We start from the raw sequence: 23732 nt of genomic DNA, 5'->3' as shown, positions 1-23732 counted from the left end.
CGGAATCCGCCACGGCACGGCGCCCCCACCGGGGCGCCGTGTTTTTTCGGCGCCGGGACGTGGCGGGATCGCACCTCAGCCTGCGTAGGTCCCGGTGCCGGCCGCATGCGCGTCCGGATTCGCGAGGACAGCCGTCCTGAATTCGATTATCATTCTCCCGAGGCTCCCGTCCCTGTTCCGGAGGTCCCACCCATGTTCGAGAACCAGGTCACCATGCACCTGCAGTCGTTCCGCGACGGCGACCAGTCGGCCCTCGACCGGATCGTGCCCCTGCTCTACAAGGACCTCAAGCGCATGGCCGCCGGCCAGCTGCGCCGCGGCGCGCCGGCCATGACCCTCGGGGCCACCGGCCTCGTGCACGAGCTCTACCTCAAGCTGCTGGGCCAGGAGGGCCTGGACAGCCGCGACCGCGACCACTTCCTGGCCATCAGCGCCCGCGCCATGCGCCAGGTGCTGGCCGACGGCGCCCGCCGGCGCACGGCGGCCAAGCGGGGTGGCGGTCAGGCCATGGTCACCTTCGAGGAGGACATGGCGCTGGCCGACGAGGACGCCGCCTGGCTGACCGATCTGGACGACGCCCTGACCCGCCTCGCCCAGGTGAACGAGCGCCTGGCGCGGGTCGTCGAGTGCCGCTTCTTCGGGGGGCTGAGCGAGGCCGAGACGGCCGCCGCCCTGGACTCCTCGCTGCGCACGGTGCAGCGGGACTGGATGCGCGCCCGGGCCTGGCTGCAGGCCGAGCTCGGCAGCGCGCCGGAGGTGGGCCCCAGTTGAGCGATCGCCACGAGCCGCCGGATCCCGGCCCGCCCGACGGGGCGCCGGGACCGGACCTGCGCCGGGCCGACGAGATCTTCGATCGCGCCCTCGACCTCACGGGCCGTGCCCGTGAGGTTTTCGTGCACGACGAATGCGCGGGCGACGCGGCCCTCGCCGACGTGGTGTGGCGCCTGCTGCGGGCCTGCGAGGAGCCCGACGCGGCCCGGGCCCTGCACACGGGCGGCGCCCACGCGGGGGCCTTCGCCGCCGAGCTCGAGCGGGGGGCCGAGCTGGCCGCCGCGAGCCTGGTGGGCGAGTCGATCGGGCCCTACCGCATCGTCTCGGAGCTCGGTCGCGGCGGCATGGCCGTCGTCTACCTCGCCGAGCGCCAGGGCGACGACTTCGAGCAGTGGGTCGCCCTGAAGCTCCTCCAGACCGGCATCCCCTCCGCCGAGATGCTGCGGCGCTTCCAGCTCGAGCGCCAGATCCTCGCCCAGATCACCCACCCCGGCATCGCCGGCCTCCTCGACGCGGGGGCGACCGGGCGCGGCGATCCCTTCCTGGTCATGGAGTACGTCGACGGCCTGCCCATCGACGTCTACTGCGACGAGCACCGGCTGACCGTGAAGGAGCGCCTGCGCCTGTTCATCCGGGTCGCCCGCGTCGTGGCCCACGCCCACCGCAACCTCGTCGTCCACCGCGACATCAAGCCCTCGAACATCCTCGTCACCGGCGACGGGCACGTGAAGCTGCTCGATTTCGGCATCGCCAAGCTCATGGACGACGACGCGGGGGTGACCCGCTCGGTGATGCGCGCCATGACCCCCGCCTTCGCCAGCCCCGAGCAGATCTCCGGCGGCCGCGTGAACACCGCCACGGACGTCTACCAGCTGGGCATGCTGCTCTACACCATCCTGACGGGCCGCTGGCCCTACACCGTGCCCGAGGGCGACGATCTGGCGGTGCTGAAGGTGATCGCCGAGAAGCGGCCGCTGCGGGCGAGCACGGTGATCGGCCCGGGGCGCGACGGCCACACCGTGCCCGGCGCGGCGGCCCTGTCCACGGTGGAGCTCGAAGGCACGCGCCGGGTGTCGCTGCGGCGCCTGCGCCGCGAACTGGCGGGCGACCTCGACACGATCCTGGCCATGGCCCTGCGCAAGGAGCCCGAGCGGCGCTACGCCTCGGTCGAGCAGTTCGTGCAGGACGTCGAACGCTTCCTGGCCGGCCAGACGGTCAGCGCGCGGCCGGACACGGTCGCCTACCGGGCGCGGAAGTTCCTCCAGCGCAACGCGGCGGCGTCGGTGCTGGCCACGGCGGCCGTGGCCGCCATCGTGGGGCTGACGGTCCACTACACGGCGCGCCTCGGCCACGAACGCGACATCGCGCGTCTGGAGGCCGCCAAGGCCAACCGCACCGCGGCCTTCATGCGCGAGCTCTTCTCGGTCTCGGCGCCGGACCGCGCCCGCGGCGAAGCCATCACCGCCCGCGACCTGCTCGACGCCGGCGCCGCCCGCATCGCCGGCGAACTGGCCGACCAGCCGGAGATCCGGGCCTCCCTCGAGACCACGATCGGCGAGGTGTACGGCGAGCTGGCCCTTTACGAGGAGGCCCAGGCCATCCTCGACGACGCCATCGCGACGCTGCGGGCCCATCCCGGCCCCGACGGGACCTCCCTGGCCGACGCCCTCTTCGCCCGCGGCCGCGTGGCCGAGCGCATGCGCGCGCCGGACGTGGCCGAGCCGGCCTTCGCCGAGGCCCTGGCCATCCGCGAGGCCGAGCTGGGCCCCGCCCACGGCAAGACCGCCCTGGCCCGCGACTGGCTCGGCATGTCCGCCTACCGCGACAACCGCTTCGCCGAGGCCGAAAGCCTCATGACGATGGCCCTGCCCGTGCTCGAGACGGCCTTCGGCCCCGGCAGCCTCGAGGTGGGCAACTGCCTGAACCACCTGGCCCTGGTCAAGCGCGAGACCCGCGACTACCCCGCCTCGCGGGAGTATTTCGAGCGGGCGCTGGTCGTCCTCGACCGCACCGCCCCCGAGGGCAGCCCGGTCCCGGCCGCGGTGCGCGTGAACTACGCCGTCGTCGTGCGCTACGAGGGCGATCTCGAGCGGGCCGAGCAGCTGCTCAAGGAGGCGCTGCCGATCCTGTCCCGCATCTATGGCGAGACGCACCCGAACATCGGCGTCGTGCTGACGAACCTGGCCAACCTGAACCGCGATCGCGGCCACCTGGACGAGGCCGAGGAGCAGCAGCGCCGGGCCCTGGCCGTCTGGAGCGAGTCGCTCGGTCCGACCCATGTGCAGATCTCCTGGTGCCTGAACAACCTGGGCCTGATCGAACGCGAGCGCGGCGATCACGCGGCCGCCGCCGCGAACTTCGCCGCTGCCGTCGCCCTGGTCGACACCACCCTCGGCCCTGACGACCCGGAGAACTCCGTGCCCCTGAAGAACCTCGGCTTCGAGCAGCTGGCCCTGGACGAACCGGTCGCGGCCATGGGCAGCTTCGAACGCTCGCTGCGCATCTACGAGGCGGTGTACGGACCGGACCACAGCTACCTGAGCAATTCCCTGCAGGGCCTCGCCGAGGCCCAGCATCGCCTCGGCCGCCACGCCGAGGCCGCCGCCACCCTCGATCGCGCCTTCGCCGTCGGCCGCGACTCCGACCTCCTGCACGAGAAGATCGAACCCCTGCTCGACCGCGCCCGCTGCCTCGACGAGATCGGCCGGTACGAGGAAGCCTCGACCATGATCGACACGGCCGAGGCTCTCGTTGTCGGGTCCGAGGTGGCGGAGAAGGCGGCTCCCCTCATCGCCGAGGCCCGCACCGGCCTCGCGCGTCGCTGACCTCCTACAGCCCCAGCTGCACCACGATGAAGGGCATGGCCAGCCAGAGCAGGCCCTTGATGGCGAAGAAGGCGAAGCCGGCCTTGGCGAGCTTCTTCGGCCGCAGCAGGGGCAGCAGCATGGGCACGGCGCGGCGGTAGGCGGCGTAGCGGGTGCCCAGGGACGCGATCAGGTCGCGCTCCTCGAACTGGATCCCCACGACGATGTAGCCCAGCACGCCCACGGCGAAGAGCAGGTGGGTGACGGTCATGTCCGGCGTGGCCCACACGGCGAGGGTCAGGCCCAGGTACAGGGGGTGGCGGATCCACTTGTAGAGCGTGGGCGTCTGGAAGGCCAGGGGCGTGTACTCGCGGCCGCGCAGGTGCAGCCACACCTGGCGCAGGCCGAACAGGTCGAAGTGGTTGATCAGGAAGCTCGAGTAGTACACGCCCACCCAGCCCACGAGGCTCAGGCCGAACAGCAGGTAGCGGGCCCAGGCGGCCTCGACGTGCCAGATGGTGCCGCCCATGGGCTGCCACTGCCACATCAGGAGGCCGAGGGCCACGGCGGAGAACAGGCAGTAGGTGCTGCGTTCGATGGTCTGGGGCACGATCTTCGTCCACAGCCGCTTGAAGCCCTGCCGGGCCATGACGCTGTGCTGCACCGCGAAGACGCCGAGCAGGCCCAGGTTGGTCAGGACGGCGCGCAGGGTGTCGGCCGTCGGCGCGGTGTCGATGGACTTGGGCACGCCGATGTTGGCGAGGAAGCCGGCGGCGTAGACGAGCGAGGCGACGGTGGCGGCGTAGCAGACGACGCCGTACAGGAACGCGGCGATGCGGGTCATGGGGATCTCCTCCAGGGGATCGGGTGGACAGGGTTGCTTGCCCCGTCCTACGCGATCCCCGGACGGAACCCGCCACTCCGCTGCGAAAAAAGCCGGACGCGCCGCCGTCGCCGCTCAGCGCCTGCGGGGCGTGTCCCGGCCGCCACGGCCGCCGCCCCGGTCGGCGCGCACGCCGCCCCGCTCCACGGGAGGCTTGTCGCGGGTCGGCGTCGTGTCGGCGGCGACTTCGGTCTTGGTGCGGGTGTCGTCCCGCGGCGTGCGCTCGAGCGGCCGGTCGCGTTCATGGTCGCCGCCGACCTGGCCCGGGGGCGGGGGTGGCGGTTCCGGGCACGGCAGGACGATGACGACGTCGGGCAGGCGCGGTGGCGGGACGCGATCGCGGGGCGCGGTGTAGGGCGCGCAGCCCGCACCCAGGCAGGCGGCCCCGGCGCAGACGGCCAGGACGAAGACGTGTGGTCGGCAGGAGCGGTCGGACATGAGGAAACCCCCTCGATCCGGTCGGTCGTGGACACCGGTTCAGGGGGTTGGCGCACGGGACGGCGGCGTCCGGAACGGGCTCGCCGGCTGGGTGCGATCCGGAGACCGCAGCCGGTCGGCGACCGTGCAGATCGTGCGAAGGCTGGCAGCCCCCACAGCATAGCAGATGGCGCGGCGGGTCACAAGGGGGCCGGCGTCGGCACCGCCCGCCGAAAAAAATCGTGGCGACGGTCACACTCGCCGCCGTCCCGCCATATCCCTTCCGAACAGGTCGCAGGAGAAGGGCCGCACGACGGCCCGCCGCACGGAAGGGACTCCTGCCCGCACCGCCAACGACGCCGGGCGACCGGCTGCACATAGACGAGAGGATACCGCCATGAAGAAGAGCACCCTGATCACCGCCTTCACCGCCGCGCTGCTGCTGGCCGGCGCCGCCGCCGCCGCCGAGTTCGATCCCATCGCCGACGCCGAGAACTGGGTGGCCGGCGGTCTCGAGAGCACCCTCGTCACGGCCGGCTTCGATGCCGTCCTCGACGCGGACTACCTGGCCGGCCAGGAGCCGGTCATGTCCGTCTCGCGGCCCTCGCGCAACCTCGCGAGCGCCGGGGACATCGGGTTCAACGGCCTGGCGGACGCCGATCACCTCGCAGGCGTGTGCCCCGACGCGGGCTGGTGATCCGCACGGTGTCCCTCCCGAGCGGAAGACAGCGCCCCGGTCAGGTTCGACCGGGGCGCCGTCGCATATCCTTCGGGAATATTCACCGGTGCGCCGGCGCCGCGACGAATATTCTCGAACGCCGGCGGCCACAGCGCCCGGGACGGCCTCCTGCCGCCCGGATCGCGCCTGGCACCGGTATTGCGACTGGAGGGCAACGACAACGCCGGGCCACCGGCATCACACGGACGAAGGGATGCCCCCATGAAGACCCTGACCACCATCCTGGCGCTCACCGCCACCCTGACCCTGGCCGGAGCCGCCGCCGCCGCCGAATTCGACCCCATCGCGGACGCCGAGAACCACGTCGTCGGCGGGTTGGACGCCACCCCGGTCAAAGCCTCCTTCCATCCGCTCCTCGACGCGGACTTCCTGGCCGGCGACGGCGGGAGCCAGCCGGTCGTGATGGAGGGGAGCGGCCGCCCCGACGCCCTGGTCAAGGGCGACCTCAGCTGCCTCGCCGACGCGGACTACCTGGCGGGCGCCTGCCCCTACGCCGGCTCTTAGGCCGGCCGGGAACCCGTAACAACTAAGGCGCCCCGGTCCAAAGCGACCGGGGCGCCTTCACGTCCGCAGCGGGCCGGCGCCACCGGTCAGTCGTCGTTCTCCCCGAAGATCCGCCGCAGCGTCTTCAGGTCGCGCTCGCGCTCCTCGCGCGAGTCGGCCGCCTTCAGGGTCGCCATGGAGCGCCCGAGCACCTTCTTGATGAACTGCTGCAGGCTGGCGTCGACGGCCGCGGCCACCTCGTCGCTCTGCTTCTTGCGCACGAAGCCCACCTGCTTGTCCTTCAGTTCCTCGAGATAGGAACGGAACTCGGCCACCGTCGGGCGCAGGTCGACGTCGTCGAGCCACTGCTGGAACTCGACGATCTCCTCGCGGATGATGCGCTCGGCCTGGGGGACCTGGCCCTGCCGCGCGGCCAGGTTGCCCTCGATGATCTCGTCGAGGTCGTCGAGGCCGAAGACGAAGGCGCCGCGCACCCGCGCCACGTCCGGATGGATGTCGCGCGGCACGGCGATGTCGAGCAGGAACAGGGGTTTGCCCTTCCGCCGGTGCACCGCGATCTCGACCATGTCGGGCGTGATCACGGGCTCGGTGGCGCCGGTGGTGCTGAGGATCACGTCGGCGTGGGCGAGGGCGTCGGTCAGTTCCTCCCACGGGCGGGCCTTGATCGTGCCGTCGTTCTCGAGCGGGGGCATGGTGGCCGGATCGACGCCGCCCTCGCGGGCCGTGCGCCCCAGGCCGGCCAGCTTCTCGGCCATGAGGGTCTCGGCCAGGGCCACCGCCCTGTCGTGGCTGCGGTTGACCACGGTGAGCTCGCCGATCTCGTGCTGCAGGAAGTGCCGCGCCGCGAGGGCGCCGGTCTCGCCGGCCCCGACCAGGGCCGCCCGCTGGTGGCTGAGGTGGTCGAAGAACTTGCGCGCCAGCTCGACCGCGGCGAAGGCCACGCTCACGGCGCCGGTGGAGATCTTCGTCTCGGTGCGCACGCGCTTGCCGGCGCGGAACGAGCCCTGGAAGGCCCGGAGCAGGCCCGGTCCCACCTCGCCGCGGCCGCGCGCCAGGCGGTAGGCGTCCTTCAGCTGGCCCGAGATCTGGGGCTCGCCCAGCATCATGCTCTCCAGGCCCGCCGACACGCGGAACAGGTGCTCGATGGCGGGCAGGCCGTCGAGTTTCTGGGCGTAGGCGCCGAGGAAGAGGTTCGTGTCCAGGCCCACGGTCTCGAGGCCGGCGCGCAGGATGCCGTCGGCGTCGTGGCCCTGCCGCACCTCGAGGTAGATCTCGGTGCGGTTGCAGGTCGAGACGGGGATCACCGACACGCAGCCCGGGATGCCCACGGCCGGACGACCCTCGCCGGCCGGCTGCTCGCTCATGACCTGCATGAGGGCGACCGCCTTGTCCTCCTCGATGTGCGCCTTCTCGCGCACCTCGGTCGGGGCGTACTTGTGGTTGATGCTCCGGACGTGCAGGGTCGTCAGATGGGTCATCCCCGACCTCCGGGCACCTGCAGGTGGTCGGCAGCGGCCGGTCCCTCGCGCAGCAGGCCCGTCTCGGCCCGCGCCGGATCGGGCCGGAACTTGTGGAAGCTCGGGAAGAAGTGCTGGATGGCGCCCATGGCGGCCATCACCGTCAGGTAGCCCACGACGGCCATGATGTTCATGCGCCGGCCCCGCCAGCCCAGGAAGTGGTAGCCCGCCAGGCCGGCCACGTAGGCCAGGAAGATCACCCAGGTGGCGAGGATCTTCGGATCCCACGGGCTGAGCATGGCGGCCATCTCGGGGCTCACGCGTTCGGCCAGGTCGTACATCCACAGGTGGCCCAGGCAGAGGGCGAGGAAGAGCAGCGGCAGGCCCAGCTCGACGCCGCCGATGCTCATGCGCTCGAGGATGTCCAGCGACGGCAGCCGCCGGAAGAGCAGGCCGAACTGGCGCCGCATGAGCTGCCGCGCCAGGATCAGGTACAGGATGGCGTAGAGGAAGCTGAGGCTCAGGGCCGTGTAGGCCAGGAGGATCAGCACGGCGTGGCCGGCGAAGCCCGGATCCGAGAGGAACGGACTGGCCTCGTGCACGGGACGCGTCAGGGCGCTCGAGAGGAAGCGCAGCAGGAAGGCCATGCCGGTGATGAGGAAGCCGGTGTTCTTCGCCCCGAGCCGCTTCTCGATGACCAGATAGGTCGCGAGCAGGGCCCAGGCCAGCAGGCCCATGAACTCCAGCGGGCTGCCCATGGGCAGCCGCTGCAGTTCGAAGGCCTGGTGGATCTCGGCCGCCAGGTCGAGCACGACCGCGGTCAGGGCCAGCCGGGTCGCCAGGCGTCGCGCCAGGGGGTGGTCCTTGAGGAAGAGCCACATGTAGGTGGCCCACACCACGAGGTACACCATGGGCAGCAGGACCAGGAAGACCGAGTGGAGCACTCCCATCACACCACCTCCGCTGCGGCCGCGTCGGGCCGCGCCAGGGCCGCCAACACGCGGTCGGCGGCGAGTTCCGCTTCCTTCAGGCAGTAGTTCACGGACACGCCCCGGTACGAGCTGCCCGTCAGGTGCAGGCCGGGCTGTCCGGCCGCCAGCTCGTCGAGCCGCGCGAGGCGCGCCAGGTGCCCGCGCGTGTACTGGGCGATCGCGCGCTCGTGCCGGATCACGCGCACCATGGCCGGTGCGCCCTTCAGGTGCAGCAGGGGGCGCAGCTCGCTCAGGATGAGGTCGGTCATGGCCGCGTCGTCGAGCTCCATGACGCCGGGATTGCCCGCGCCGCCGGCCATGCAGCGCAGCAGCACGTGTCCCGCCGGGGCGCGGCCCGGGAAGATGCTGCTCGTCCACAGGGCGCCGAGCAGGTCGCGGTTCTCGCGGCCGGGCACCAGGAGTCCGAAGCCGTCGAGGTCGTGCCCCACGTTCTCGCGGCGGAAGCCGAGGGCGATCACGGCCATGGGCGCGTAGGGGATGCGATCGAGGACTTCGGTGAGCCGCTCGTCCACGGCCCGCAGGTGCCGGGCCGCGGCGTGGGCGGGCGAGGCCTCGACGACGGCGGCGAAGGGCCCCTGGGCGGCGCCGCCGACGTGGACGGTCCAGCCGTCGCCGTCGCGCGTCAGGGAGGAGACATCGGCGTCGGTCAGGACCGCGGCGCGCGGGTCGTCGGCCAGGGTCCGCGCCAGCGTGCCGACGAGCTGGCCCATGCCGCCGCGGAACGAGTGCAGGGTGCCGCTGGGCCCGGCGTCGGTGGCCGACTTCTTCTCGCGTTTGCGCTGGCGGCCCAGGGCGATCATGGCCCTGAAGAGCCCGCCGTGGTCCCGCTCGAGTTCGACCATGCGGGGGAAGGCCGCGGCCAGGCTGAGCTCCTCGGCCTCGCCTCCGAAGATGCCCTTCACCATGGGGTCGAGCATGATCTCGGTGAAGGCCGGGCCCAGGCGCCGGCGCCCGAACTCGGCGATGGTCTCGTCGGTGGCCGGATCGACGGCGGCCCGGCCCAGGTCGCGCCGCGGCGGCACGAAGAGCTCGCGGGCCATGCGCAGCTTGCCGCCGAGGGGCAGCAGCCGCGAGCCGAGGAAGGCGCCGGGCGAGGTGGGGATCTCCTGCAGGCGGCCGTCGACGAGGAGGAAGCGCCGGCGGGCGGCGTCGCTGCTGCGCACGAGGTCGTCGTCCAGACCCAGCCGTGCGACGAGGCGCAAGGTGGCCGGCTCGTTGTCGAGGAAGCCGTTCGGTCCCCACTCGAGCTGCCAGCCGTCCTCGCGGATGGTCTGCAGGTTGCCGCCGGGCGCGGGGCCGCGCTCGAAAACCGTGACGGCGATCGCGGCGCCGGAGGCGTCGGCGCGGTCGAGCAGGTCGAGGGCGGTGGCCAGACCGGCCACGCCGCCGCCGATCACGGCGATCCGCCGGGGCGCGCGCTCAGGAGTCGGCTGCAAGGGACTCCACCTCCGGGGCGAACGCCTCGTCGAGCAGCAGGGCGGTCAGGCCGTCGAGCCACGTGGCGTTCAGGTTCAGGGCGGGCCCGCGCCGGAAGTCGGCGATGCCGGCCGCGTGGGCCGTCTCCTTCAGGTCGATGCCCAGTTCGAGCATGGTCTCGATGTGCTCGCAGGTGAAGCTCACCGGCTGCACGAAGAGCCGCCGGAGCCCCTCGCCGGCCAGGCGCGGGGTCTCTTCGGCGATCTCGGGGCCGAGCCACTTGATGGGGCCGACCTTGCTCTGGAAGACGAGCTTGCTCGCGGCGCCCCCGGCCATCAGGGCGTCGAGCCAGGCGCCGTGGCCGGCCGCGGCCACCTCGCGCCGCACGACCGCGTGCACGGCGGCCACCGTCTCGAGGGTGCGGTCGAGGTAGGGGTCGCCCTTGCGGATGAAGCTCTCGGGCATGGAGTGGGCCACGTAGAAGAAGCCGGTCGTGGCCGGATCCTCGCCCGCCGCCGCCCAGGCCGAGAGGTTGCGCACCGCCGGGGCCGCCAGGGCCCTGACGTAGCCGTCGAGCAGGTGCCAGTCGGGCACGATGTGCACGGGCGCGTCGGGGTGTCCGCGCCGCAGGCCGTCGAGCACGAAGTCGAGGGTGCTGCCGTTGGTCGACCAGCTGAACTGGGGGTACATGGGCACCACGAGGTACTGCTCGGCGCCGGCGGCGCGCAGCTCGCGGGTCGCGGCGTCGGGGAAGGGATGCCAGTACCGCATGGCGATGCCCGGGATGGTGCGGCGTCCGGTCCGCGCGAGGGCCGCGGCCACCCGCGCGGCCTGGCGGCGCGTGATCGGCAGCTGGGGCGTGATCGAGTCCCTGGCGATCCGGGCGTAGTCGCCGGCCACCTTGGGGGCGCGCTTCTTCGCGATCCGGCCGCCCACGAAGCCGGCGATCAGGCGCGGCAGGGGGAAGATCTCCGGGTCGGCGAAGAGGTTGCGCAGGAAGGGCTCCACGGCGTCGGGGCCGTCGGGGCCGCCCATGCCGCAGAAGACCAGCCCGGTCACCCTGCGGGGATCGAGCCGGTCGCGTCCGTACTTGTCGATCGAGCGCTTCTGATTGGCCAAAACGTTGAACCTCGTCCCTGACCCTGTGCCGAGGATTGATCGTCGTCGTCGCTAGACGGTCTTCGAGAAGATCGCCTTCCCCTTGTCCAGGTACGCGTCCATGGTCATGGCCACGTTGCGCACGAAGTAGCGGCCCTTGGGCGTGATGCGCAGGCCGGTGTCGTCCATCACGCAGAGGCCGTCCTCGATCAGCGGCGGCAGCGCGGCGAGACTCTCCTCGAGCAGCTCGTTCACCGGCGCGCCGTACTTCGCCTCGGTCAGCGACCAGGGCAGCTCGAGGTTGCACATCAGGTTCAGGATCGTCATCCGGCGCAGCTTGTCGTCCTCGCTGAGCTTGTGGCCCTTGACGATGGGCAGCGCGCCGGCGTCGACGGCCTGCTCCCAGGGCGACATCTCGGCCGCGTTCTGGACGAAGCGGTCGCACACGTCGCCGATGCCGCTCATGCCGAAGGCGAGCATGTGGGGGGCGGGTTTGGTGGCGTAGCCCATGAAGTTCCGGTGCAGCTTCTTCTCGCGCAGGGCCACCGAGAGCTCGTCGTCCTTCTTCGCGAAGTGGTCGATGCCGATCCAGGTGTAGTCGGCGTCCTGGAACATGTCGACCGTCAGCATGAAGAGCTGGAACTTGTCGTACCCCTCGAGCATGATCGTCGTGTCGACCTTCTCCTGGTTGGGGCGCACCCAGGGCACGTGGGCGTAGCTGAAGCACGCCACGCGGTCCGGCGCCATGGCCAGGATGCCGGTCAGGGTGTCCTGGAAGGTCTCGCGGGTCTGGCCGGGCAGGCCGTAGACCAGGTCGACGTTCACGCCCGCGAAGCCGGCGTCGCGGCAGCCCGCGTACACCTTCTCGGTGCGCTCGCGGGCCTGGTTGCGGCCGATGGCCTTCTGCACGCCCACGTCGAAGTCCTGCACGCCGAGGCTGATGCGGCTGAAGCCGGCCTGCCGGAAGAAGGCGACCTGCTCCGGCGTGGCGATGCGCGGATCGACCTCCAGGGAGACCTCGGCCCCCGGCTGGAAGGCGTAGGCGTCGCGGAAGAGCTTCAGCGCCCGCTCGGTCTGGGCCTCGTTGAGGAAGTTGGGCGTGCCGCCGCCCCAGTGGAACTGCACGACCTTGCGGCCGGTGCCGATGATGTCGGTCACCATGGCCAGCTCGCGCTCCACCCGGTCGAGGTACAGCTCCACCGCGCCCCTGGTGTGGTCGACGATCATGTTGCAGCCGCAGTAGTGGCAGGCCTTGGCGCAGAAGGGCAGGTGCAGGTAGATGGCCAGTTCATCTTCCGGACGATCAGCGGCCAGCTCGCGCAGGGCCTCGCGGTAGTCGTCCTGGCCGAAGCCCGGCTGCCACGCCGGCACCGTGGGGTAGCTCGTGTAGCGCGGGCCCGGCTTGTTGTACTTCTCGACGAACTCGGCAGGGATGTGCAGGGACATCTTCGGTGCCTTTCTGTATCGCGAACCCGCCCGGCACCTGGTCGGCGTGGGGCGAGTGGTCGTCTCTCCGGTCCTAGACCCGCCGGAAGCCCTGGACCGTCTCGACCAGGGTCTCCACCGCGTCGATGGGGGCCTTCGGCAGGATGCCGTGGCCCAGGTTGAACACGTGGCCGCGGGCCGCCGTGCCCTTCTCGCAGATCTCCAGCGCCCGGCGCCGGATCTCGCTCTTGTCGCCGTACAGCACCAGGGGGTCCAGGTTGCCCTGCACCGCCTTGCCGCCCATCTCGTCGATGGCCCGGCTCAGGTCCTGGGTCCAGTCCACCCCGAAGGCCTCGACGTCGAGGTCGCGGATCAGGTGGTTGAACGGCGCGCTGCCCTTCAGGAAGTAGATGCGGGGCACCCCGGTGTCCTTCAGGCCGTCCATGATCCGGCGGACGACCGGCAGCACGTGCTTGGCGTAGTCGGCCGGGTGCAGGATGCCGCCCCAGGTGTCGAAGACCTGCACGGCGTCCACGCCCGCCTCGACCTGCATGCGCAGGTAGTCCAATGTCTGCTCACCGAGCTTGTCCAGCAACTCCTGGAGCAGCTCGGGCCGGCTGTACAGCATGGTCTTGAGGTTCTCGTACTCCTTCGAACCGCCCCCCTCGATCAGGTACGAGGCCAGGGTGAAGGGGGAGCCGGAGAAGCCGATCAGGGGCGTCTTGTCGCCCAGTTCGGCCTTCATCAGCTTGATGGCGGCGGCCACGAAGTCGGTGCCCTCGCGCGCGTCGTACGTGCGCAATGCCCGGATCTCGCCCTCGCTTCGCACGGGCCGTTCCAGTTTCGGGCCGCCCTGCGAGAAATCGAAGGGGGCGCCCATGGCCTCCAGCGGCGTCAGGATGTCGGAGAACATGATCGCCGCGTCGAAGCCGAAGCGCCGGATGGGCTGCAGGGTCACCTCGCAGGCCGCCTCGGGCGTCCGGCAGAGCTCGTTGAACGAGTACTTCTCGCGCACCTTCATGTACTCGGGCAGGTAGCGTCCGGCCTGGCGCATGACCCAGATGGGGGTGCGGTCGGTGGGCTCGCCGCGGAGGTTCTTGAGGAAGATGCTGTCCTTGACGTTACTCACGGTACTCAACTCCAGGACTTGAAGGTGTCGTTGACGGCGCTCACCGTCAGGTCGATGTCGTCGTCGGTGTGGGCGGCGCTCACGAAGGCGACCTCCCAGCCGGACGGGGCCAGGTACACGCCGCGGTCCAGCAGGTCGCGGTGCAGGCGGCCGTAGATCGCCATCTTCGTGCCGTCGATGGCGGCGAAGCTGCGCGGGGCCTCGTCCTGGAACACGGTCCAGATCAGCGAGCCCTGGCGCACCACGGTGGCCGTGACGCCGTTGTCCCGGGCGGCCTTCTCGAGACCCTCCTGCAGGCGGGCGCCCTTGCGCTCGAGCTCGTCGTAGAAGTCGGAGGTGGCGGTGCGCGTGAGGGTGGCGAGGCCGGCGGCCATGGCCACGGGGTTGCCGCTCAGGGTGCCGGCCTGGTAGACCGGACCGTTGGGGCTGACGTGGTCCATGATCTCGCGGCGCGTGGCGTAGGCGCCCACGGGGAAGCCGCCGCCGATGATCTTGCCATAGGTGCCCATGTCCGGGGTGATCCCCAGGACGGGCGCGGCGCCGCTGCGGCCCACGCGGAAGCCGGTGATGACCTCGTCGAAGATGAGCAGGGCGCCGTGCTTCGTCGTCAGGTCGCGGCAGGCCTGCAGGAACTCGGGCGTCTGGATGAGCAGGCCCGCGTTGGCCGGGAACGGCTCGATGATGACGGCGGCCACCTTGTCGCCGTTGGCGGCGAAGAAGGCCTCGAGGGCCGGCACGTCGTCCAGCGGCAGCACCGCCGTGCTGTCGGTGAAGCCCGCCGGCACGCCGGCGCTGCTGGGGGTGCCGAAGGTGGCCAGGCCGCTGCCGGCCTCGACCAGCAGGCTGTCCACGTGGCCGTGGTAGCAGCCCACGAACTTGACGATCACGTCGCGGCCGGTGAAGCCGCGCGCGAGCCGGATGGCGCTCATGACGGCCTCGGTGCCCGAGCTCACGAAGCGCACCTGGTCGAAGTGGGGCATGCGCAGCAGGAAGGCCTCGGCCAGTTCCACTTCGCGCCGCGACGGGGCGCCGAAGCTGGCGCCCTCGGTGATGGCCTCGACGGCGGCCAGCTCCACGTGCTTGTCGGCGTGGCCCAGGATCAGCGGACCCCAGCTCAGGCACCAGTCGATGTACTCGCGGCCGTCCTCGTCGACGAAGCGGCAGCCCTTGGCGTGCTTGAAGAAGACCGGGTCGCCCGGAACCGACTTGAACGCCCTGACCGGCGAGTTCACCCCGCCCGGGATCACCTTCTGTGCCCGCTCCCACCAGTTCGCGTTGCTCATGTCAGATCCAGCCCTTCTGCAGCGCCTCGCGCCCGTGGTAGGTGATGATCAGGTCGCTGCCGGCGCGGCGCATGGCCAGCAGGTTCTCCCTGACGATCGCGGCCTCGTCGACCAGGCCGTTCGCCGCCGCGTTCTTCACCAGCGAGTACTCGCCCGACACGTTGTAGCACACCACCGGCACCAGGGCCTCGGCCCGCACGCGGGTGATGATGTCGAGGTAGGCCAGGGCCGGCTTGACCATGACCATGTCGGCGCCCTCCTGCAGGTCGAGCAGGGTCTCGAGCACCGCCTCGCGGCCGTTGCGCGGGTCCATCTGGTAGGTCTTGCGGTCGCCCTGGGGGGCCGAGTCGCAGGCGTCGCGGAAGGGGCCGTAGTAGGCGCTGGCGTACTTGGCGCTGTAGGCCAGGATCGCCGTGCTGGTCAAGCCGTTGTCGTCGAGCAGGTCGCGGATGGCGCCCACGCGGCCGTCCATCATGTCGCTGGGCGAGACGATGTCGCAGCCGTTGCGGGCGTGCATCAGGGCCATCTTCGCCAGCTGCTCCACCGAGGCGTCGTTCACCACGGTGCCGTTCTCCAGGAAGCCGCAGTGGCCGTGGTCGGTGTAGGCGCAGAGGCACACGTCCGAGATGGTGATGACGTCGGCGCCGAACTTCTCCTTCAGCGCGCGCAGGCCGGCGGCCACGGGGCCCTTCTCGTCGAGGGCCGCGTTGCCGTGGTGGTCCTTCTCCGCGTTCTCGGGCACGCCGAACAGGAGGTGCGACTTCAGGCCCAGTTCCATGTCGCGGGCGACCTCGTCGACCAGCTTGTCCACCGAGACGTGGTTCACGCCGGGCATGGAGCCGATCTCGTGGGAGATGCCCGTGCCGCCGACCACGAAGTGGGGCGTGATGAGGTGCCGGGCCTCGACACTGGTCTCGGCCGTCAGTTCGCGCATGGCGGGGCTGTTCCGCAGGCGGCGGGGGCGTTCGTTGAGGTTCATGACTGCCTCTCCGGTTGGACGGGTTCAGATTCCGGCGCGGGCAGGGGTTCGAGTCCCGCGGCCCGCACCATCGCCTCGAGGTCGGGCGTGTCGGCGACGGCCGCATCGAAGCCGGCCGCGTGGCACGCCGTGGCGGTGGTGGCGCCGATGGCCACGCACCGCGGTCTGTCGTCCCGGGCCGCGGCGAAGGCGCGCACGGCCGAGGGGCTGCAGAAGAAGAGCACGTCGCCAGGGCGGATCTCCGCCGCGGCGATCTCCGCCGCGGGCACCGGGCCGGTGGCGTAGAGGGGCAGCCCGGTCACCGTATGACCCGCCGCCGCCAGGATCTCGAAAGGAGCGGTGATCCGCCGTTCGGGTCCGGGCATCAGGATCCGCGCGGGGGCGTCGGCCGTGGCGACGAAGGCCGCCGCGAACTCGGCGCCGTCGCGCAGGCCGGGATCGAAGGCGACGGTCCAGCCGGCCTCGGCCACGGCCCGGGCCGTGCCGTGGCCCAGGGCGCCCAGGCGCGCCTCGCCCAGGCGGGGTGCCAGGCCCGCGAAGGCCCGCACGCCCTGGGGCGAGGTGAACAGAACCCAATCATAGCCCGCGAAGTCCGTTTCCGCCGGGGCGGGCAGGGCGGTGTACGCCACCAGGGGCAGCACCGCGCAGTCCCGTCCCGCCGCGGCCAGCCGATCCTCCCAGGGGCGGTTGGCTTCGCGTTCGCGGGTCAGGACGATGCGTGCGGTGTCCGCCAAGGCCGTCAGCCCTTCCGGTAGGCCGTGATCTCGCGCCAGGCCCGATCGGCCAGTTCCTCGGGATCGGCGCCGTCGGCGCTGAACCGCAGGGGCGCGCGCTCGGAGGCCGCGTCGTCGGCGTAGTAGATCTCCAGGTGCCAGCTGTCGCCGGCACCCTGGATGTTGGCGCCGAAGGGAATGTGGCAGCCGCCCTCGAGTTGGTTCAGGAGCCGGCGCTCGGCCAGGACACCCCGGCCGGCATCGCCCACGTCGAGCCGCTGGAGTTCGGCCTCCCAGGCGTCGCCCGCGCGGCACTGGATGCCCAGCATGCCCTGGGCCGGGGCGGGCACGAAGGCGCGCACGTCCAGGGGGCGGGTGTCCAGGTCGGACACGTCCAGCTCCAGGCGGTGCACGCCGGCCCGCGCCAGCAGGATCGCGTCGTACTGGCCCTCGCGCAACTTGTTGATGCGCGTGGGGACGTTGCCGCGCAGGTCCTTGATCACCAGGTCCGGGCGCAGGTCGCGCACCTGGCCCTGCCGGCGAGCGGCGCTGGTGCCGATGACGGCGCCGTCCTTCAGGGGCAGCACCTCGCCGGCGGCGGCCCGGGCGGGATCGATGGCCTCCGGGCGGGCCAGCAGCAGTTCGCGGGGGTCTTCCCGGCCGACCAGGGCGCACAGGGCCAGGCCCGGCACCATGTCGGTGGCCAGGTCCTTCAGGGAGTGCACGGCCATGTCCACGCGGCCGTCGAGCTGGGCGTCCTCGAGCTCCTTGGTGAAGAAGTTCTTCCCCTCGAGCTTCGAGAAGGGCACGTTGTCGATCCTGTCGCCCCGGGTCTTGATGATGGTCAGGTCGGTGGCGACGCCGAGATCGGCCAGCAGCCCCTTGATCGTGTGGGCCTGCCACAGGGCCAGGTCGCTCCCGCGGGTGCCGATGCGACAAATCGTGTCTTGCCGTGTGTCTGCCAAGATCGCTCTCCTCGTTCGAACCTGCCGTTTGCCGCCGGATATTAAGGCTTCCGGCTCCGGCCCGTGTCATCCATCGGTCATAAGTTGTTAGAAAAATAACCTATTTTCAAACAAAACCGTCCGGATTCCGGAGAAAATCCTACTCCATGTTGGGCAGTTTGGCGAAGCTTATTCAGGACAACGGGTTGAGAGCACATCGGCGGAATCCTTCCCCGGGGCGGCGGGGGCCGGGTCGGCCGGATCCGGCCGGAATCCGCTCCCCGCGGGGGGGGCTCACGGAAACGGCCGCCGGAAACCGAAGTCTCCGGCGGCCGTCGGCGGATACCCGCGCCGTCCCTCCCCTCAAATGGCGGGCGGCCGGGATCCGGACCGGGACTACTTGAGCAGCGTCACCCGCCGCGTGTCGGTGCGGCCGGCGACCGTCAGGCGGGAGAAGTAGACGCCCGAAGGCAGGTCCTCCGGCCGCCACACCACCTCGTGCCGTCCGGCCGCCCGGTCGGCGTCGACGAGGGTGGCCAGCCGCCGGCCCGAGACGTCGTAGATCTCGAGCCGGGCATGGCCCGGCCGCTCGAGGCTGTAGACCAGCGTCGTGCTCGGGTTGAACGGGTTGGGGTAGTTGGCCCCGAGGCCGAACCGCGCCGCGACCCGGTCGCCCACCCCGCTGGCGCCGTTCACCTGGATGGCCGCCGCCACGGTGAGGGTGTCGGCCGTGCAGCCGTTCGACACGATGAGGGTCACGTCGAAGTCGCCGCTCGCCGTGTAGGTGTGGACCGGGCTGGCCACCGAGTCGACGGCACCGTCGCCGAAGCTCCACAGCCAGCTCGTCACGCCGCCGGTCGACTGGTCGGTGAAGGTGATGTCGGCCGGATAGGCCACCAGCGTGTCCGACCAGGCGAAGGCCGCGACCACCGGCCCGCCGCCGACGGTCACCGCCCCGGCCACCGTCAGGGTGTCGGTCCCGCCGGCGTTGGTGGCCACCAGGCTCACGTCGTACGTGCCGGGCACCGTGTACTCGTGGCTCGGGTTCTGCAGCGTGGAGGTGGCGCCGTCGCCGAAACTCCACAGCCAGCCCGTGGGAGCGCCGGTCGAGGCGTCGGTGAAGGCGACGGTCACCGGTGCGCAGCCGCCGCTCGGGTCGAAGCCGAAGTCGGCCACGGGGCCCGGCGGCGCGGTGACCACGAGGAAGTTCGGATCGACCAGCGAGTCGGGACCGCAGGCGTTCGTGGCGATCAGCTTCACGTAGTACACGCCCGGGACGCTGAACGCGTGCGACGGGTTCTGCGCCGTGGACGTGTTGCCGTCGCCGAACACCCAGAGCCAGGTGTCCGGATCGCCCGTCGATTCGTCGGTGAAGGCGACGGGCGTGCCCGCCGGCACGAACTGGGTCGACTTGGAGAAGGCCACGCCGGGCGTCTCGCCCACGACGATGTAGCCGGTCTTCGTCAGGATGTCGTCGCCGTCGTCGCTGGTCACCGCGAGGGTGACGTTGTAGGTGCCGGCGGCCGTGTAGGTGTGGGTCGGGTTCTGGTTCCCGCTCACGCCGCCGTCGCCGAAGGTCCAGGTCCAGGTGTTGATGGTGCCGACCGACTCGTCGGTGAACGTCACCAGCAACGGCGCGCAACCGGTGGTGTCGCTGGCCGAGAAGGCCGCCACGGCGCCGGGGTTGACCACGGCGCCCACGGCGGCTGCCGCGTCGACCATGCCGTAGCCCGCGTAGCGGTCCCAGCCCACCACCGACTCGACGCTGACCACGTCCTGGGCCGTGTTCACGAGCTGGTTGCGGATCTGGGTGGGGGAGAAGCCGGGGTTGGCCGACTTGATCAGGGCGCACACGCCCGCCGCGTAGGGCGTCGCGCACGAGGTGCCGTTGAACCAGCCGCTGTAGGAGCCGGGGTCGTAGCCCGCCGCGCCCTGGATGTCGGTCGTCGGCAGGATCGTCGGCGCGATGACGTCGACCGCGCCCTGGTGGTCGGCCACGGTGGAGCCGTACGACGAGCCCCACCAGCGCTCGCCGTCGCAGGTGTAGCCGTTGGGGTCGGTGCTGACGCCCGGGTTGACCTCGCCGCTGCTGCTCGACGAACGCTTCCGCTCGCCGCAGGGCGACGCGGCGCCCACGCCGATCACGTTGGGGTTGTAGGCGGGGTACTCGATCTGGGCGTTGTTGTTGTTGCCGGTGGCCGCGAGCATGGTGCAGCCCAGGGAGAAGGCGTAGGCCACGGCCGCGTCGGTGGGCGCGTAGGCGGTGGTCGCCGCGCCGAAGCTCATGCTCAGGATGTCGGCGCCGTTGTCGGCGGCGTAGTAGATGGCGTTGGTGATGGCCGAGAAGCCGAGGCTGCCCGCCGAGTTCGCCACCTTCAGGGGCATGATCGTGCAGCCGCCCGCCACGCCCGCGACGCCGATGATGTTGTCGGCGATGCCCGCCGCCACGCCCGCGCAGGCGGTGCCGTGGCCGGCGGCGGCGCTGTCGTCGGCCGGGTTGTTGTCCAGGTCGCCGAAGTCGTAGCCCGTGGTCTGCACCAGGTCCGGATGGCCCGGATCGACGCCGGTGTCGAGAATGGCGATGACCACCGCCGGGTCGCCGTAGCCCTGGGCGCCGTTCCACGCCGCCTCGGCGTTGGCGTCGAAGCCCGGCGTGCCCACGGTGCCGGGCAACGTGTGGCCGTAGGTCCCGCCCCAGTCCAGGTCGTTGAGCTGGGCCGTGTTGTTGTGGCCCCAATTCATGCCGTAGTAGGTGTCGTTGGGGGCCACCGACGGGAACGCCACCAGATCGGGCAGGGCCTCGGCCACGGCCGGATCGGCCGCCAGGGCCCGGGCCACGGCCGGGACGTCGCTGCCGCGGGCGAGGTCGAGCACGAGCCAGCGGTTCGTGCCGAGGCTCGCGGCGAGGGCGGCGTTCTTCACCGCCGGGAAGGCGATGCGGGCGCCCGTGACCCGGGACGCGTCGAGGGCCTCGTCCAGGGAGGCGATGCCGGTGCGCAGCGGACCCATGGCCTTGTCGTTGGGGCGCGGGAGGCTGGCGATCTGATAGCTCTCGGGCGTCAGCTGGATCAGGACGCGGTCGGGCAGCCACTGGGGGACGGCCGGGGCGTCGGCGACGAAGCCGTCCTGGACCGGCGCCCAGGAGCGCGGCCCCGCGGGCAGTCCGTCGGCGGCGCCGGCGGCGCCGACGGCCAGGAAGAGGGCACACGACAGCATCAGGAAGAACGGGACGCGCATGGTCGACCTCGCAGGGGGTAGGGGTGCCGGGTGGCGTTGCAGACTCATCGTTTTCGGCATCATGCCGCAAATCCTTCACACAAGAATCACGAGCGGCCGCAATCCGCCCCTGCCGTTCAATCCGCGGGCAGGTGGCGGAAGACCCAACTCCGCTCGGAACCGCCGGCGTAGCGGTCGCCGTCGCGCACGTCGATCCACAGCCGGTGCAGTCCCGCGGGGAAGCGCGGCGGAAAGGTCCAGGTGACGGTCGTGTCGACGGTGGCGGCGATCGGCTCGCCGTCCACGAAGATCTCGTAGGTCCGGCCGGGGGCCGTGGCCAGCCAGCGGAACGTGGCCGCGCCCGAGAACGACGGGATGCCGTCGGTCGCCCCGCCCGGGATGATGACCTCGGGCAGCACGAGCAGATCGTCGACCTCGGCGGTGTCGTCGCGGGCCACCGCGTAGCCGTGGGCGCCCTCCTGCAGGGGGAGCAGCACGCCGTCCTGATAGAGGTAGCCCGGTTGCACGACGTAGTTGCCCGCGGGCAGCCCCGTGAAGAGGTAGCGCCCGGTGCTGTCGGTGCGGGTGACGCGCCCGGGCAGGCCGAAGCCCGACTTGTTCGCACCCAGGGTGCCGAAGCCGGTGATGCCGCCCAGGCCCACCGCGACGCCGGCCGCCGGTTCCGCCTCCCGGAACACGCGGCCGGTGAGGGCGCCGGTGTCGGTGGGCGCGACGGGCTCGAGCTCGATCCGCAGGCCGACCACGTCGAGGTCGCGGTCGCCGGTGGCGAAGCGATGCAGCCAGGCGATGGGCCGGTAGCCCTCGCGGCTGATCACCAGGGGCTGCAGCTGCTGCAGGTTGCCCGTGGTCGGATCGATCGTGATCCCGATCTCCTCGACGCTGAAGGCGCCGTCGGGCCCGGTCATGTCGCAGTCGGGACCCGAGACGCCGCCGTAGGCCAGCAGCCAGGGGCGGTCCCCGAGGAAGACCTGCGAGAGCGGTGCGCCCGTCGCCGCATCGACCACCGTGCCGCGGAAGCGCGGCAGGCCGTCGCTGGGGAGTCCCCGCTGCAACTCGACGAGCACCGTGTCGGGTGCGCCGGCGCCGGGCAGGGCGCTCCACCAGTCGCCCTGGCGCGCGATGAGCCACTCGTCGCCTGCGAAGACGAGCACCCGTGTCGTGTTCGTGGCGGCCAGGGGCCAGCGGGTGCAGCCGGCGGCGTCGGTGCGGGCCGGATCGGCCAGGGGCCGGATGGCGGCGCCGTCGCACACGGCCACCTTCAGGCCGGCGACGGCCGTGTCGGCCCCGGCGTCGACCACGCGCACCACCAGGCTCGGCGCGGGGGGCGGGGCCGTCGGCGCGCGCACTTCGTCGCCGCAGCCGGGGGCCACCAGGGCCAGTCCCGCGAGCACCGCGAGCACCGCGGCCGGCGCGAGGCGCGCGCCGCGCCGCCGGCCGCCGGGTGTCATCGGGCCACCTCGAGCAGGAGCGCGCGCAGCGAGTCGTAGTCGGCGGGGCGGGCCAGGTCGTGCACGGTCAGGTTGAAGACGGCGGCCGGCCGGTTGTTCCGGTCGAGCACCACCACGTCGCGGTAGGTCACCTTCCACTTGTTCCACACCTGGTCGTCGAGGGTTTCCTGCAGCCAGGGCAGATCGCGGCCCTGGCAGACGAGATCGTTGGCGCTCTCGTGCCCGAGCTGGTTGACGCCGAGGATGTGCACGGCGGGCGGCGACGACATGGCGGCCAGATCCTGCATGAGCGAATCGAGGAGACCGAACTGGCTCCGGCAGTAGCTTCAGGTGGCGTGGCCGAAGTACCAGGCCGAGACCTCGTCCAGGTAGTCCCGCGGCGAGACGGCCGCGGCGGACGTGGCCGAGGTGGGGTTCACGTCCAGAAGGCTGAAGTCGGGCAGCGCCCCGGACAGGTCACGGGGCGCGGCCGGGTCGTCCTTGCAGCCGACCGACAGGACGAGGACCAGGCCGAGGGTGGCGCAGAGGGCGGCGGGGGCGAAGGGGCGCATGGTTGTCTGCTTCCGCTGTGGTGAGGGCGCTCGCGCGCCCGCAGGCGGCCGGTCGCCGTTGACTTGGGGGCGGTGCTGCCGCACAATCGCCCGCTGGGTCCCGGGCCCCGTTCGGCGCCGCCGGCGGCGTCCGGGTGGGCCCATCACTCTAACCCGAGCGAGCCGACAGCGTCAAATGGCCCCGCCGCGCGTCATCCCCGTTCCCTTCGCCACGGACACCCTCGACCAGCTGGCCGCCGACCTCTCTGCCCTGCCGGGGGCGGCCGGCGGCGACCTCGCCGCTGCCCTCGTGCTGCTGCCCGGCAGCCGCGCCTGCCGTGACCTGGGGCACCTGCTGCTGGAGCGGGCGGCGGGTGGTGTCGTGCTGCTGCCGCGCATCGTCACCCCGACGCGCTGGGCCCTGGAGATGGCCACGGCCACCGGCCTGGACGCCGACCGGATCCCCGACGACCGCCTGCGGCCCCTCGTGCTGGCGCCCCGCCTGGCCCGGCTCCCCTGGCTGGCCGAGCGCCCCGAGAGCGCCCCGGGCCTGGCCCGCGAACTGGTGGCGTTCTTCGACGAAGCCCGCCTCGCCGAGCGGCCCGAACTGCTGGACGCCGACGGCCCCGACGCCGCTTCCCTGCCCGGCGTCCGCCCGGCCGAGGCGCCGGTGGTGGCCCAGGACCTCGCCCGCGTGCGCGAGGCGTGGCGCCTGTACCGCGAGGTCGTGCCCCGCGACGGCGTCGATCGGCTCGTGGACCTGTCGCGCGCCCTGCGGCGGCAACCGCCCGCACCGCGGCAGCGCCCGCGCATGGCGCTGGCCGCGGGCTTCGGGCGCATCGACGTGGTGCGGGGTCGGCTGCTGCGCGCGGCCCTGGACACCGGCGAGGACGGCCGCCTGTACGTGCCGACGGCGGCAGCGGGTCTGGCGCGCGCCTTCGTGGCCACCTGGGGCCGGGAGCC

20 protein-coding genes and 1 pseudogene are annotated in these 23732 nt (G+C 71.9%); 5 read left to right on the top strand and 16 right to left on the bottom strand.

The annotated features are described in order from the left end of the window. The first annotated feature begins 192 nt into the window (after positions 1 to 192). Positions 193 to 771 (top strand): RNA polymerase subunit sigma-70, encoded by a 579-nt coding sequence (locus KDM41_05360; protein ID MCB1182840.1) that lies wholly within the window; start codon positions 193 to 195, stop codon positions 769 to 771. Beyond that, positions 768 to 3596: a serine/threonine protein kinase gene (locus tag KDM41_05355; protein ID MCB1182839.1), complete on the top strand. Its 2829-nt coding sequence runs from the start codon at positions 768 to 770 to the stop codon at positions 3594 to 3596. The genes KDM41_05360 and KDM41_05355 overlap by 4 nt, the downstream gene beginning before the upstream one ends. A gap of 100 nt (positions 3597 to 3696) precedes the next feature. On the opposite strand, the pseudogene KDM41_05350 reads toward KDM41_05355, so the two are convergent. Then, positions 3697 to 4419 (bottom strand): annotated as a pseudogene (locus KDM41_05350) (isoprenylcysteine carboxylmethyltransferase family protein). A 114-nt stretch (positions 4420 to 4533) separates the two neighbouring features. After that, positions 4534 to 4896 carry a hypothetical protein gene (locus KDM41_05345; GenBank protein MCB1182838.1) on the bottom strand — a complete coding sequence of 121 codons (363 nt, stop codon included), beginning with the start codon at positions 4894 to 4896 and terminating at the stop codon, positions 4534 to 4536. Between the two features lie 376 nt (positions 4897 to 5272). Here KDM41_05345 and KDM41_05340 point away from each other — a divergent pair, with 376 nt between their 5' ends. Further along, positions 5273 to 5572 (top strand): hypothetical protein, encoded by a 300-nt coding sequence (locus KDM41_05340; protein MCB1182837.1) that lies wholly within the window; start codon positions 5273 to 5275, stop codon positions 5570 to 5572. A gap of 243 nt (positions 5573 to 5815) precedes the next feature. Continuing rightward, positions 5816 to 6118 (top strand): hypothetical protein, encoded by a 303-nt coding sequence (locus KDM41_05335; protein MCB1182836.1) that lies wholly within the window; start codon positions 5816 to 5818, stop codon positions 6116 to 6118. An 86-nt stretch (positions 6119 to 6204) separates the two neighbouring features. Here KDM41_05335 and hemA read toward each other — a convergent pair whose 3' ends face one another. The 14 genes from hemA to KDM41_05265 all read right to left on the bottom strand — a co-directional run bounded on the left by hemA (position 6205) and on the right by KDM41_05265 (position 22790). After that, positions 6205 to 7596 carry a glutamyl-tRNA reductase gene (gene hemA / locus KDM41_05330; protein MCB1182835.1) on the bottom strand — a complete coding sequence of 464 codons (1392 nt, stop codon included), beginning with the start codon at positions 7594 to 7596 and terminating at the stop codon, positions 6205 to 6207. Continuing rightward, the gene (ccsA, locus tag KDM41_05325; GenBank protein ID MCB1182834.1) at positions 7593 to 8525 is read right to left on the bottom strand and encodes a cytochrome c biogenesis protein CcsA; all 933 of its coding nucleotides are present in this window, start codon (positions 8523 to 8525) and stop codon (positions 7593 to 7595) included. Before ccsA ends, hemA begins: the two co-directional genes overlap by 4 nt. Then, entirely contained in the window at positions 8525 to 10003 is a 1479-nt protein-coding gene (hemG, locus tag KDM41_05320; protein ID MCB1182833.1) for a protoporphyrinogen oxidase, read from the bottom strand. The genes ccsA and hemG overlap by 1 nt, the downstream gene beginning before the upstream one ends. Beyond that, positions 9987 to 11102 (bottom strand): ferrochelatase, encoded by a 1116-nt coding sequence (gene hemH, locus KDM41_05315; protein ID MCB1182832.1) that lies wholly within the window; start codon positions 11100 to 11102, stop codon positions 9987 to 9989. Before hemH ends, hemG begins: the two co-directional genes overlap by 17 nt. Before the next feature lie 51 nt (positions 11103 to 11153). Continuing rightward, positions 11154 to 12527: an oxygen-independent coproporphyrinogen III oxidase gene (hemN, locus tag KDM41_05310; GenBank protein MCB1182831.1), complete on the bottom strand. Its 1374-nt coding sequence runs from the start codon at positions 12525 to 12527 to the stop codon at positions 11154 to 11156. A 73-nt stretch (positions 12528 to 12600) separates the two neighbouring features. Continuing rightward, positions 12601 to 13635: a uroporphyrinogen decarboxylase gene (gene hemE / locus KDM41_05305; GenBank protein MCB1182830.1), complete on the bottom strand. Its 1035-nt coding sequence runs from the start codon at positions 13633 to 13635 to the stop codon at positions 12601 to 12603. Between the two features lie 5 nt (positions 13636 to 13640). After that, the gene (gene hemL / locus KDM41_05300) at positions 13641 to 14918 is read right to left on the bottom strand and encodes a glutamate-1-semialdehyde 2,1-aminomutase (protein MCB1182829.1); all 1278 of its coding nucleotides are present in this window, start codon (positions 14916 to 14918) and stop codon (positions 13641 to 13643) included. 1 nt (position 14919) lies between these two features. Next, on the bottom strand, positions 14920 to 15897 hold the full coding sequence (gene hemB, locus KDM41_05295; GenBank protein MCB1182828.1) for a porphobilinogen synthase: 978 nt from the start codon (positions 15895 to 15897) through the stop codon (positions 14920 to 14922). Further along, entirely contained in the window at positions 15894 to 16631 is a 738-nt protein-coding gene (locus KDM41_05290; GenBank protein ID MCB1182827.1) for a uroporphyrinogen-III synthase, read from the bottom strand. Before KDM41_05290 ends, hemB begins: the two co-directional genes overlap by 4 nt. A gap of 5 nt (positions 16632 to 16636) precedes the next feature. Beyond that, positions 16637 to 17575, bottom strand: coding sequence for a hydroxymethylbilane synthase (gene hemC, locus KDM41_05285; GenBank protein ID MCB1182826.1), 939 nt, complete (start codon positions 17573 to 17575; stop codon positions 16637 to 16639). 375 nt (positions 17576 to 17950) lie between these two features. Continuing rightward, positions 17951 to 20791, bottom strand: coding sequence for a PKD domain-containing protein (locus KDM41_05280; GenBank protein MCB1182825.1), 2841 nt, complete (start codon positions 20789 to 20791; stop codon positions 17951 to 17953). A 116-nt stretch (positions 20792 to 20907) separates the two neighbouring features. Next, positions 20908 to 22239, bottom strand: coding sequence for a hypothetical protein (locus tag KDM41_05275; GenBank protein MCB1182824.1), 1332 nt, complete (start codon positions 22237 to 22239; stop codon positions 20908 to 20910). Further along, positions 22236 to 22526: a hypothetical protein gene (locus tag KDM41_05270; GenBank protein ID MCB1182823.1), complete on the bottom strand. Its 291-nt coding sequence runs from the start codon at positions 22524 to 22526 to the stop codon at positions 22236 to 22238. The genes KDM41_05275 and KDM41_05270 overlap by 4 nt, the downstream gene beginning before the upstream one ends. 39 nt (positions 22527 to 22565) lie before the next feature. Beyond that, positions 22566 to 22790, bottom strand: a complete 225-nt coding sequence (locus tag KDM41_05265; GenBank protein MCB1182822.1) for a hypothetical protein — start codon at positions 22788 to 22790, stop codon at positions 22566 to 22568. A gap of 175 nt (positions 22791 to 22965) precedes the next feature. On the opposite strand from KDM41_05265, the gene KDM41_05260 reads away from it, so the two are divergent. Continuing rightward, positions 22966 to 23732, top strand: a 767-nt coding sequence (locus KDM41_05260) for a hypothetical protein (GenBank protein MCB1182821.1), incomplete at its 3' end; no start/stop codon positions are given.

The sequence above is a fragment of the bacterium genome, from assembly GCA_020440705.1.
GTDB lineage: Bacteria > Krumholzibacteriota > Krumholzibacteriia > LZORAL124-64-63 > LZORAL124-64-63 > JAGRNP01.
This window is presented reverse-complemented; position numbering and strand designations above follow the sequence as displayed.